This is a genomic window from Bacillus sp. T3, assembly GCF_033449965.1.
Taxonomy (GTDB): domain Bacteria; phylum Bacillota; class Bacilli; order Bacillales; family Cytobacillaceae; genus Bacillus_BU.
Window position 1 is genome coordinate 954,054 of sequence record NZ_CP137761.1, and the last position, 12,744, is coordinate 966,797.

Consider the following 12,744-nt stretch of genomic DNA (forward strand, 5'->3'; position numbering starts at 1 on the left):
ATGATATTTGATGCTTCTTCTTGGTGGAGTTTTTTACTCGTATTTGTGCGAATCTCTACCTTTCTCGTAACAGCGCCTATATTCACCAGCAGACAAATCCCGAACACCTACAAGGTGGGATTAAGTGTCCTCTTAAGCAGTTTGTGTGCTGGAATGGTGAAAGAAATACAGGTAGAAACCTGGTCTTATGGGTTATTATCACTTATGATCCTTAAAGAGTTTTTAGTTGGTTTAGTACTAGGAATGGTAGCTAGTTTCATCTTCTATGCTGTTCAAATGGCTGGATCACTAATGGATTTTCTAATTGGCTTTTCGATGGCCAGTCTTTATGATCCAAGCTTTGGGACCAATACCCAGCTGACTGGACGGTTTAAAAATATCTTAGCTTTTTTAGTTCTATTTGCGATTGATGGTCACCATATCCTATTACAAGGGATATTGACCAGCTTTGATTGGGTATCGATTGGATCGACCATACCATCATGGATGGATGGAAGACTATCTACCTTTTTATTAGAATGTGTTTCACAAATGTTTATGATCGGCTTTATGATGGCAGCTCCAATTGTTGGAACTTTGTTTCTCGTCGATATAGCTCTAGGGATTGTATCGAGAACTGTACCGCAAATGAATATGTTTTCTATCTTCCCACCACTAAAAATATTGATTCATTTTGCCGTCTATATCTTTGTTTTACCGAGCTTTTTTTACCTATTAGACTTACTTTTTGAAAGCATGTTTGATTCAATGTATTCTATTTTGAAAATAATGGGGGCATAATATGCTTCGCTTAAATCTCCAATTCTTCTCTGATGAAAAAACAGAAAAAGCGACCCCACATAAGCGTCAAGAGGCAAGAAAAAAAGGCCAGGTTGCCAAAAGTCCCGAGGTTTCGTCTGCTCTGACGTTAGTTCTTTGTTTTGCATATTTAATGATTGCTGGAAACAGCTTCGTTGAGGGATGTTTAAAAATCTTCCGTCAGGTTTTTCAGGAATATTTATTGTGGGACTTGACGATTGACAGTACGAAGCTATTGTTTACCGAACTTTTATGGGAAACCGCTAAGTTTGTTGTGCCGCTGTTTGCTGTAGCCTTAGTTTCAGGTGTGGTGGCTAATTATATGCAAGTTGGCTTCATGTTCAATACTGAAGGATTAAAAATGAATTTAGAAAAAATAGATCCAATTAAAGGGATGAAAAATCTTTTTTCGCTAAGGTCGCTTGTAGAACTAGTAAAATCTATTTTAAAAATGTTGATTACATCAGGTATTGCCTTTTGGGTAATTTGGAGGAAGAAAGATGATCTGTTTTCGATTGGAGAAAAAACGATTTGGGATGCAGCGAGTTTGGTAGGATCATTAGCGATTCAAATTGGGATAGTTGTTGCCGTATGTTTAATTGTCGTGGCAGCTGCTGATTATTTTTTTCAAAAATTCGACCATGAAAAGAAGCTGAGGATGTCGAAACAGGACATCAAGGATGAATATAAAAAGATGGAAGGGGACCCGTATGTTAAGGGTCAACGACGAGCAAAACAGCGTCAAATCGCAATGAATCGCATGATTCAGGAGGTGCCAAGAGCAGATGTCATCATCACTAATCCAACGCATTTTGCAGTTGCAATTTGCTATGATTTCGATACGATGAGTGCACCTAAAGTCATTGCGAAAGGAAAGGACTATGTCGCGTTAAAAATTAAAGAAGTGGCAAAAGAACATAAAATTATGACGGTTGAGAATAAGCCGTTGGCGCGAGCGTTATTTGCCAGTGTTGAAATTGGGGAAACCATTCCCGAAGAATTATTTAATGCAGTTGGGGAGATTTTGGCTTATGTATACTTCCAGGAAGGTCGGTATAAGGGGATGAAATCATGAAAATAAAAGACTTGGCTGTACCTATAGTTGTCATATTGATTGTTGCGATGATGATCATCCCGTTGCCTACATTATTATTAGATTTTCTATTAATCTTTAATATTTCATTATCAATCATGATTTTATTAGTTGCAATGAATACAAAGGAAGCTTTAGAGTTTTCTATTTTTCCAACTGTACTATTGTTAGCAACCTTATTCCGGTTAGCTCTAAATGTGTCGACAACTCGTTCTATTTTATCGAAAGCAGATGGAGGGACAGTAATTGAAACATTTGGTTCCTTTGTAATTGGTGGAAATGCAGTTATTGGTTTTGTCGTTTTCTTAATTCTCGTGGTCATTCAATTCATCGTTATAACGAAGGGATCGGAACGGGTTGCGGAAGTAACTGCTCGTTTTACCTTAGATGCGATGCCAGGGAAACAAATGAGTATTGATGCCGATATGAATGCAGGGTTAATTAGTGAGCAGGATGCGCGCGCACGCCGTAAAAAGGTTGAGCAGGAAGCAGACTTTTATGGGGCTATGGACGGTGCGAGTAAATTCGTAAAAGGGGATGCTATTGCCGGAATTATTATTTTGATTATTAACGTTGTTGGTGGATTTGCGATTGGGATGGCGATTCACGGAATGGGATTTCAAGAAGCGCTTAGTACGTTTACCCTTTTATCAGTAGGGGATGGTTTGGTCAGTCAGGTGCCAGCTCTGCTTATTTCAACCGCAACGGGTATTACGGTTACTCGTGCTGCTTCCGATGGGAACTTAGGAACAGACATTATCCAACAAATATTTACTTATCCGAAGCAATTATACATTGTGGCAGGAACGATTCTGACGCTTGGCCTTTTTACACCAATCGGCTTATTGCTTACCTTGCCGGTAGCTGGAATTCTGGCCTATAGTGCATACTCAATGCAAAAGGCTGTGAAGCAAGAAGAACAGCGCAGCGAACAAGCAGATAATGAGGAAGCAGAAGAAGATATTCGTAGTCCGGAAAAAGTCATCAATCTTCTTCAACTCGATACATTGGAGCTTGAAATTGGCTATGGCTTGATTCCATTAGCCGATTCGAAACAGGGTGGGGACATATTAGACAGGATTGTCATGATTCGTCGTCAATTTGCGATTGAATTAGGCTTAGTCATTCCGACAATTCGAATTCGTGATAATTTACAGCTTCAGCCCAATGAATATATTTTAAAGTTCCGAGGCAGCCGAATAGCAACGGGGGAAGTGTATCTTGATCATTATTTAGCGATGAATCAAGGATCAACAAGTGAGGATTTAGAAGGAATAAAGGTGATTGAGCCAGCATTTGGTATTCCTGCTATATGGGTCAACATGGATGAAAAACAAAAGGCCGAGCTACTCGGCTATATGATTGTCGATCCACCATCGGTGATCGCTACTCATTTAACGGAAATACTTAAACGCTACGCTCATCATTTACTGCGCCGTGAAGAAACGAAGGAATTAATTGATAACCTTAAAGAGACACATCCACATCTGGTTGAGGAGCTTGTACCGAACTTGATGTCGATTGGTGAAATTCAAAAGGTACTACAAAACCTGTTGCGCGAACAAATTTCGATTCGTGATTTAGCGGCGATTTTTGAAACATTGGCTGATTATTCCCTTTATACAAAGGAGCCCAAGGTATTAACAGAGTATGTTCGGCAGGCATTAACACGGCAAATAACCGAGCAATTTGCAGAAAATGGCGTGATACAGGTGTTAACCGCTGGTTCAACACTCGAAAAGGGCATTTCGGATTGTATTCAGCAAACGGAAGCGGGAGTATACTATCTATCAATGGATCCACAGCTTTCCAGAAGAATTACCGAAGTTCTCCAGCAGCAAATTGAGCGAATTATCCAGGCAGGTGGTCAGCCAATTTTCCTAACTTCCCCTTCGATTCGAATGTATTTGAAGCAGTTAGTCGATAAAATTATGCCTGTTGTACCAGTTCTTGCTTATACCGAATTAGAGCCTGACATTGAGATTCAAAGTATAGGAGTGGTGAACATATGAAAACGAAAAAAATCATTGCTGATTCCATGCCCCATGCTTTAAAAATGGTTCGTCAAGAATTAGGTGAAAATGCAATTATCGTGAACACTGCTGTAATAAAAACAGGGGGGGTGTTTGGGTTATTTGCAAAACAAAAATATGAAGTAACAGCTTATGCCATTGACAATGATGGGGACCAGCCTGAACCAAAGTTCTCAGTTGAATTTAGGGAGAAGCCCAAAATAAATATTCCGATTCAAAACAATCATGAGAAGTATAATCAACAAAATTATGAGGAGAAAGAAAATAACTCGTCTGTGTTTCACAGTAAGCCCCAAAGGCTGTATCAGTATTATTCACAACCAAATGCCGAGGAAGGCAAAAAGGATGTTGGTATTAGCACATCCGCGGAAAGAAATATGAGGAAAGAAGAACTTTTTCAGCTACAAATGGAGGAATACCAACCTTCGATTAAGACTAATCAACGACAAATAGAACGACCATATAAAGCAGATGAGCAAAGCAAACCTGTAGTGCAACATCAGCCACCACAGAATGAAAAGAATGAGCAGCTTCTTGACGAAATTCAGCAAATGCGGAAAATGATGATGAATTTTATGATGAATGAACAACAGGGGAGCACACTTCCTGCTGTTGTAACCAAATGGACTAACCATTTGAAAAAGCAGGGAGTAGAGGAAGAGATTATCCAGCATATTTTGGATGAAATATTAAAAAAGCACAATGATATAGGTCAGCTTGATGAATCGGTATTCAAGCAGGAGCTGGCAATTAGTATCGAACAAATAATTGCAAAGAAAATCCCATCCTCGATATCTGTGGGGAAAAAATTAGGATGATCAATATAATTGGACCTACTGGTGTTGGGAAAACAACATCCATTGCCAAGCTTGCGACGGAACAAGTATTAAAGCAAAAACGCAGAGTGGCAATGATCACGACAGATGTCTATCGGATTGCAGCGGTTGAACAACTTAAAACATATGCAGGTATATTAAATGTTCCAATTGAAGTCGTCCGTTCAGCTGAAGAACTCAAACTTGTCCTAACAAAACTTGAACATTATGACCTTATTTATATGGATACTACAGGTCGAAACTATAAGGATGCGGCCTATCGGAAATCAATAAGCGAATACCTAGACCATCCTTTTGAAAACGATAATTATTTGGTATTAAGCATGACCACTAAATATGAAGACATGGAACATCTATTAACTGAATTCATCGATAGTCCAATCAATAAACTGATTCTGACAAAATTTGATGAAACAACAAGCTGTGGTTCAATCTTAAATATCGCTTATAAATACCCATATCAATTAGTTTATATTACAAATGGACAAAGTGTTCCAGAAGATATAATCGCCTTTGATGCCAAGCTGCTCACCCGATACTTATTAGGAGAGGAAAAAAATAACGATGGATCAAGCACAATCCCTTCGAGAATATATGCATCGATTTAGTGTTCAGCAAAGTGATCAGCAGCAAGAAAAGCAATCTGCTCATGTTATCACCATAACCAGTGGTAAAGGGGGAGTCGGAAAAACAAATTTCACCCTGAACTTTGCTCTTGGATTAAAAAACATTGGAAAAAAGGTTGTACTTTTGGATTTAGATTTATCAACTGCCAATATTAACATACTAATGGGGCTCACCCCTCAATTCAGTCTCGGAGATGTTCTGCACCAGCGCAAAAATATTTGGGAAGTTATTGAATCGGGGATAGATGGAATTAATTATATTTATGGCGGTCTGGCGATCCAAGATCTAATGGAACTCGACCAAGGTATGCTGACCCATTTCTGGAATCAAATTTTAGAATTGCAAGCTTATGCAGATTTTATTTTACTCGATACTGGAGCAGGTGCCTCAAAAGAGATAGTCGACTGGATTCTAGCATCTGATGAAACGATTTTGGTGACAACACCGGAGCCAACATCGATTACTTATTCTTATTCTGTGTTGAAAAGGGTACATCATTCCTCAAAAGAGCAACCACGGATTAGATTGGTTGTTAACCGGGTTCAGAATTTTAAGGAAGGGTTGGAAACATCAAGAGCACTAAAAAATGCTACCAATAATTTCTTGAAGTTTGAGTTAAATACGCTTGGTTTTTTAATGGAGGATGACCATGTACAAAAATCAGTAGAAAATCAAACACCATTCCTTTTATCATATCCAAACTGTACTGCATCAAAAAATATCAGTCAAATAGTTGCAGCATATATCCCAGAAAAAAAACGAACTACCTCATTATCCCCTAAAGGAATGAAGGGTTTTTTTGACAAAATGTTGTCCTTAGGAAAAATGCCGTAAAGGGGGATTAAGATGGTAGGGAATTGGAAGATTAATATACTTTTAGGTGCAACAGGTTTCCTATTTACCTATTTATTTTCGTTTATGAATAATACATGGTTAACCTCTATTTTTAGAGCAAGTTTAGTGTTTCTGCTTTTCTTTCTACTTGGCTATGGCTTACGGATTGGTTTACACCAATTCACTAGGGAGGAAACCTCTGATACGTCACATATAGGACAAACAGTTAAAGACGCAGTTCTTCCTCAGAATAACATAAGTAATCAGATCGAAGAATCTACAAATGTCCAAGTCGAATTTGAAGAGGTTCCTTTACAACACATACATTCGGCTAAGAACGCCAATTAGTTCGATAAAGTGTAGCCATATTTAGCACTGACAAATCTAAAAGAGGGAGGGATATCGACTTGGAACCGATTATGAAGGAAACCATACCGAATTATTTATTATGGAGAACTTTTCAAGAAGGTTATGATTCAACATCACAGGAAAAGTTGGCAAAGCAATATATTCATTTGGTTGAACAAATGGCGAATCGATTGAGTATCAGTATCCCACACCGAATTATTCCTAAAGAGGATTTAATGGGATTAGGCTATATCGGTTTGATTGAAGCTATTCAGAAATTTGACTATAAAAAGGGCTATCAATTTGAAACGTATGGATTATGGCGAATCAAAGGTGCTATGCTTGACGGAATTAGACAAATGGACTGGATACCGCGAGGTTTAAGAGAAAAAGCGAAGAAGCTAAATGCTGCCTCAGCTCATCTTGAGCAAACATTAATGAGAAAACCAACAGAAGATGAACTAAGTGCCTTTTTAGATGTTTCGCTGGAGGATGTCGAACAAACAATATCGTCTTTATCAATGTCAACACTGCTCTCACTAGACACTCCGATAAATGCAGATGAGGAAGGAAAACAGCAATCGATTGTAGATCAAATTATTGACGACAAGTCTGTATCCCAGGACCATCAATTACAAATGGCTGAATTTCAAAAGATGCTTGCCGAGTGCATCGATAAAATGCCAGAAAAGGAAAAATTAGTAATTACACTATTTTATTACGAGGGCCTGACACAAATAGAGATTGCTGAGGTATTAAGTCTTACAAAAGGGCGAATTTCTCAGCTTCACTCCAAAGCAGTATTCCGTATGCGACAGCATCTTGAAGCCAAAGGATTTTCTTTGGATTCTTTTATGTAAACAAAAAAATAGTAATATAGGTTGAACTTTAAAATGACGTGTTTATATCGCGTCATTTTTTTGATAAAATAATTTATTTTGAAAATATCAAAATATAACATCGAAAATGCCAATTTTATCAAAATGCATTTGACTAGCAACTTTTTATCTAGTAATTTTAGAATATACATATTTTGATAGTTATTTAAGTAATTTGATTAGGAACTATTGATAAAAAATTGAATGGCCACTAAAAAGGAATTTTTAGTTTGCCGATAAAACAGGTGAGAGAATGCAAGACAAAGGGCTACAACATTTAAGTCAACTGATTAAAGACTATTGTGGTCTTCGTTATGGAGACCGATTAAATACTTTAAAAGAAAGAACTTCAGATAGAATCACAACACTTGGACTTTCATACTGGGAATATTGTCGGTACCTCCAAACTACACCAGCTGAGTGGGATTCATTAGTAGAATTACTAACAATAAATGAAACCTATTTTTACCGTGAAGAAAATCAGCTAAATGAATGCTGTTCAGTTATCCTACCGACAATAAAAAAGAGAATCAATCGCCCGATTCGGATATGGAGTGCAGCCTGTTCATCTGGTGAGGAGCCCTACACACTTGCAATGTTAATCCATGAAACTGGATTATTTCTTCCTGGAGCTGTAGAAATTATTGCAACCGATATCGATATAAAGGTCCTGGAAAAAGCAAAAAAAGGCTGGTACCATCAAGGCTCCTTTTCTTTCCGCCGCATTCCTGCACATCTCTTAAAAAAATATTTTTCCGAAGCAGATGGAGGATATCAGATTTCTCCATCGATAAAGCGGATGGTAAAATTCCAACAATTAAACCTGCTGGATGAAGAAATGGTTGCTAGCATCAGCGAAGTAGATGTTATCTTTTGCCGAAATGTATTAATTTATTTTGATCAAGAGGTGACGAATACAGTTATTAGTAGTATGAATCGTAATTTGGTATCTGGTGGATATTTATTTCTTGGCCATGCTGATGCAATTACAGATTCTAGACTTGGGCTCAATAAAGTGTACTCAGATAAGACTTTTTATTATCGAAAGGATTAAATCGGAATGAAAAAGTACGGTATTTTAGTTGTAGATGATTCTGCCTTTATGAGAAGGAGTATTAGCCGTATATTAGAATCTAATCCTCACTTTTTTGTAGTAGGAATCGCCCGAAACAGGGAAGAAGCGGTAGAAAAGGTTCAACGTCTTCAACCAGACCTGGTAACAATGGATGTAGAAATGCCTGTAATGAATGGTCTGAGGTCATTGGAGGAAATAATGAAAATATTTCCAGTCCCTGTCGTGATGTTGAGTTCACAAACCTGTGAAGGAGCTTCTGAAACTATCAAAGCACTAGATTTAGGTGCAGTTGATTTTTTTCTAAAAGACAAATTACTAAATGTTAATAGTGATGGTAGTCAAATCCAGGAGTTTTTGCTTAAATTGCGATCAATTGCCGAAAAAAAGCGCCCATTTGAAACCAAAAGGGTTCATCAACACCGCGGGGAAGAACGTAAAAAACAGCAAAGGCAAATAAAGGTTATTATAATTGGTTGTTCAACTGGAGGACCTTCGGCATTACAAGCTATTCTTCCACATTTTCCAAAAGGTTTTCCGATACCGATTGTGGTTGCGCAACATATGCCTCCAGGTTTTACCACCCCATTAGCGGAACGATTTAATACATTATGTCAGCTTGAAGTACAGGAAGCTGTAAATGGACAACCTTTAATGCCAGGGAATATATATATTGCACCATCCGGTTTTCAAACACGTTTTATTAAAAAACAAGATACCACTGTTGTTTTCAAAGTGGATAACCCTGTGGATAAAGACACATTATATAAGCCATGTATCGATATTACCCTAAGTTCTGCTGCTCCCATTTTTACCGATTCAATTTTATCTGTTATCTTAACCGGAATGGGTACAGACGGAATGCAGGGGTGTGGCTTTGTGAAACGATTTAATGGGATTGTATTTGTTGAAGCTGAGGAATCTTGTATTATTTATGGAATGCCAAAAGCAGTCTTCGATGCAGGATATTCAGATGGTCAATTTGTTGTAACACAAATGTATCAAGAAATTGTAGATTGTGTACAGGAATGATTTTTTAAAATATAGCAGCCACGAAATTCTTTCAAAAAATTGCCTTATTGGTGTTAGTGAAAGGATAATTCAGAAGTTTGAAGGAAAGGGAGCGGGAATATGGCAGCCCCAGAATTAATGGTTGAAAATGAAGGTGTTGAAGAAGTTGCAGAAAAGCCTGATGGAGTATTTACTAAGTTCGTTGTTTTAATTTTGCTTCCAACCGTTTATACGCTTGGTTTAGGAATGTTGCTATTACATTTTTCAGGTGTAAATATCCATACTCAAGTCGAGACGATTGAAAATGTTGTTAAACCTTTAATTGGAAAAATGGAAACATCGAAAAAGACTGCACCAACAAAGGAAAACAAAGAGACGGATTCGAATAAGACCCTTGAAACAAGTGTGGAGAGTCCTAATGCAAGTAGTAATAACGATAGTACTCAATCTGAGTCTGAAAATCAAGAAAGTCAAAATGAGGATTCAGCAACAGAGACTAATAGCTCTCAAAGTACTAGCATTGAGGCAAGTGAAAGCATAGTAGCAGCATCACAGATTTATGCTAATCTTAAGCCAGAGCAAATTGCAACTATCTTTAAGGGGATTAACAATAATGAAGAGATACTAAGGGAGTTTAAAAAGCTTGATCCGAAAACTGCATCACAAGTAATTATCCTTTTAGACCCAAATGTTGCCAGGTTGGCTCGTTTTGCAAATGGAATAAAACTAAATATATATTTAATAATTATACATAAGGAGTGCTTATTCGCGCTTCCTTTTTTTAGTAGGTGAAAGTTTCATGAAAAATAATCAAAAAATACCGAAGTGTCACCCTTTGATTTTGATAACTATCAAAAAACCTCATGACTTAGCCTACACTATAAGTTATAATTGTATAGTGATTGGGGATAAAAATCCAATTAAAGGAGGATGAATGTTGAGCCTCGGTCCAATAATAATCAAATTAAATCAAACAGTTCAATCGAACGGAGAAAAACAAGAAAAATCAAACATTCAATGCAATTTTCCCTCACAATCTTTTAATAACATATTATCATTATTTAATATGATAGAATCACCAAAAACAGATGATGTAAGTTCGGAAATGCCTTTGTCTACTGAAATAGAACAGGTCGAAGATATTAATAGCAGCAGCGTTCACCAATTGACAGACTCTGATTGGCAAGAAATGGGATCGCTTATGCTGGAATGGTTTGGTTATTTCCAGCAATATCAGGACTCATCCAAGGTTGCAATTAATTCATCCAAGTTAGATTCAAAAGGTGGAACTCAAGACGGGGCAAATAACTCAATTGTGAATATTATGAAGGACATTCAGAACGAAATAACACAGATGTTCCAACCATTAGGTGGAATTCAACAACTGTCTGCTTTTGAAAAAAAACAATTAATAGAGCATATAGCAAAACATATTACTGAATTGCATGTGCCAAACACCCTTTATAGTAATTTTTCGCAGGAGAATGCTTCCATACCTGAAAAAGAGAGCTTAGAAGAAAGCCAGCAAATGAATAGACCAAATTTAGTCGAATCAACTAAAATGGATGAATTTGTTAAGGAGCTTAAAGTGTTATTTGGTCTCAACGATGACAGTGAAAAACAAAGCATAATCTCGTCACAGCTTGTCAGGGAAAGCCTGTTCGATCAAAAACAAATTGAAGTCGATATGGGCCGTGAAGGGCAAATGATTCAGAGGATGCTAGAGCCATCAGCCCTTGAATTGAAGAATAGTAATGTAAATGGGTTTTCTAACATTGAAAGCCAATCTACAGAAGAACGATTATACGGAAAAGTCCAACGGAACCAATTTGACTACCAAATAAGAAAACAGTCAGATTCTCTAGTAATAGAGCCGATTCTGTCCGACAAAAGCATAGCTAAAACTCCCAATAAGGCAAGTAGTGCAGTTAGTGAACAGCTGTTAGAACCTTTGTTAAAAGGTTCTAATACTAGTAGCTTTTTGGATGATTACCATGTTAATGATACTTCCAGAACAGTCCCAAATGAGGTTGATGGTGGAATACGCCAGCATTCACCGAATGTGCTTAGAGACAAAAGAAATATCGTCAATTCTTTATTTGAAACATTAGAAGCATCTGTGGACAATCCAAGGTTAAGTAATAGATTTCAGTCTGATAAAAGAATATTCAGGAAACCAGGAATCTTCTGAGATTAGCAATATTCAAGTGGCGGCACAAGCCCCTCTAGAAATGGAAGACGGAATGAAGATAATTGATCGATATCAGATTGATCATGGAAAGCTAGATTCACCAGAACAATTCATGGTTAAATTCACAAATAGTCAAGTGGTTGAGCCATTAATTAATGCAGATGCAAAAACATTAATCGCTGAAAACCAACAAAAGAAAATAGTCCTACCTAATCAAATGCCGTTAAAAGCCCACGAGAAAATTAATACTAACACAAGTCTAGAAGGTTATAGCCCAAAAGCAGATATTGATGAATCAGTTACAAATCTTTTTGTCCAAGAAGGTCAAGTGTACAATGACGTTCGTGACAAGTTTTCAAAAACTAATCACACTCCAGTACAAGTCGAACTTCTTACTGATTCCGCGCCTGAAGAGCAATTGATTACAGGAGGTCTGTTACATAAAATTCAAACGGTCCAAAAGGAATCTACTTCTGAGGTAATACCATCAAGTCGAGTATTATCTGTTAACGATTTTGTTCCAGAAGTAAGCGAGTGGATTGGGCGATTTGTAAAGGTTTCACATGGAATCTCTGGGAGCAGTGAAGCAAAATTTTTACTCAATCCTGAACATTTAGGTCGACTTGAAATAAAAATCACATCTCAACAAGGCCATATAGCAGCACAAATTTTTACCGACACTGCTGCTGCAAAAGAAACATTAGAAGGACAAATCTCCGTGTTAAAACAAGCACTTCAGCAGCAAGGGTTACAGGTTCAGAAAGTAGAGATAGTCCAACAAATCCCTGGTACATTCGATGTTAATCAAGGAAACCAGTCTTTTCCACATGGAGGAAATAACCAACATTTCAATCAATCAACTGAGCAAGGCGCCTATACTCCTTCAGATGGATCAAAAAATCGGAGCGAGGATGATGCTCCAATTCAGATTGAATTGGGGAAGAGACCCCGTCATTAACATATGGAGGAGTCTCAATAAGGACCACTTCACGAATTGATTTTTCGGCATAGGAAGGAGAAAAA

The 12,744-nt window shown here is 37.5% G+C and carries 13 protein-coding genes; all 13 read left to right on the top strand.

Annotated features, from left to right (window positions below; all coding sequences use genetic code 11):
* The 13 genes from fliR (at position 1) to RGF10_RS04915 (ending at position 12,679) form a co-directional block, all read left to right on the top strand.
* Positions 1-780, top strand: a complete 780-nt coding sequence (gene fliR, locus RGF10_RS04855) for a flagellar biosynthetic protein FliR (protein WP_318507769.1) — start codon at positions 1-3, stop codon at positions 778-780.
* 1 nt (position 781) lies between these two features.
* Positions 782-1,873 carry a flagellar biosynthesis protein FlhB gene (gene flhB / locus RGF10_RS04860; protein ID WP_318507771.1) on the top strand — a complete coding sequence of 364 codons (1,092 nt, stop codon included), beginning with the start codon at positions 782-784 and terminating at the stop codon, positions 1,871-1,873.
* Positions 1,870-3,903 (top strand): flagellar biosynthesis protein FlhA, encoded by a 2,034-nt coding sequence (flhA, locus tag RGF10_RS04865; RefSeq protein ID WP_318507772.1) that lies wholly within the window; start codon positions 1,870-1,872, stop codon positions 3,901-3,903. Before flhB ends, flhA begins: the two co-directional genes overlap by 4 nt.
* Positions 3,900-4,742 (top strand): flagellar biosynthesis protein FlhF, encoded by an 843-nt coding sequence (locus tag RGF10_RS04870; RefSeq protein WP_318507774.1) that lies wholly within the window; start codon positions 3,900-3,902, stop codon positions 4,740-4,742. The genes flhA and RGF10_RS04870 overlap by 4 nt, the downstream gene beginning before the upstream one ends.
* Positions 4,739-5,368: a flagellar biosynthesis protein FlhF gene (locus RGF10_RS04875; protein WP_318507775.1), complete on the top strand. Its 630-nt coding sequence runs from the start codon at positions 4,739-4,741 to the stop codon at positions 5,366-5,368. The genes RGF10_RS04870 and RGF10_RS04875 overlap by 4 nt, the downstream gene beginning before the upstream one ends.
* The gene (locus tag RGF10_RS04880) at positions 5,325-6,221 is read left to right on the top strand and encodes a MinD/ParA family protein (RefSeq protein ID WP_318507777.1); all 897 of its coding nucleotides are present in this window, start codon (positions 5,325-5,327) and stop codon (positions 6,219-6,221) included. Before RGF10_RS04875 ends, RGF10_RS04880 begins: the two co-directional genes overlap by 44 nt.
* A gap of 12 nt (positions 6,222-6,233) precedes the next feature.
* Positions 6,234-6,569: a hypothetical protein gene (locus tag RGF10_RS04885; protein ID WP_318507779.1), complete on the top strand. Its 336-nt coding sequence runs from the start codon at positions 6,234-6,236 to the stop codon at positions 6,567-6,569.
* A gap of 59 nt (positions 6,570-6,628) precedes the next feature.
* A complete protein-coding gene (locus RGF10_RS04890) occupies positions 6,629-7,429 on the top strand; it encodes a sigma-70 family RNA polymerase sigma factor (RefSeq protein ID WP_318507780.1) in 801 nt (266 codons plus the stop codon).
* A gap of 271 nt (positions 7,430-7,700) precedes the next feature.
* Entirely contained in the window at positions 7,701-8,501 is an 801-nt protein-coding gene (locus tag RGF10_RS04895; protein ID WP_318507782.1) for a CheR family methyltransferase, read from the top strand.
* 6 nt (positions 8,502-8,507) lie between these two features.
* On the top strand, positions 8,508-9,551 hold the full coding sequence (locus RGF10_RS04900) for a protein-glutamate methylesterase/protein-glutamine glutaminase (RefSeq protein WP_318507784.1): 1,044 nt from the start codon (positions 8,508-8,510) through the stop codon (positions 9,549-9,551).
* A 99-nt stretch (positions 9,552-9,650) separates the two neighbouring features.
* Positions 9,651-10,322: a hypothetical protein gene (locus tag RGF10_RS04905; protein ID WP_318507786.1), complete on the top strand. Its 672-nt coding sequence runs from the start codon at positions 9,651-9,653 to the stop codon at positions 10,320-10,322.
* 142 nt (positions 10,323-10,464) lie between these two features.
* A complete protein-coding gene (locus tag RGF10_RS04910) occupies positions 10,465-11,721 on the top strand; it encodes a hypothetical protein (RefSeq protein ID WP_318507787.1) in 1,257 nt (418 codons plus the stop codon).
* 52 nt (positions 11,722-11,773) lie between these two features.
* Entirely contained in the window at positions 11,774-12,679 is a 906-nt protein-coding gene (locus RGF10_RS04915) for a flagellar hook-length control protein FliK (protein ID WP_318507789.1), read from the top strand.
* Positions 12,680-12,744 lie beyond the last annotated feature (65 nt).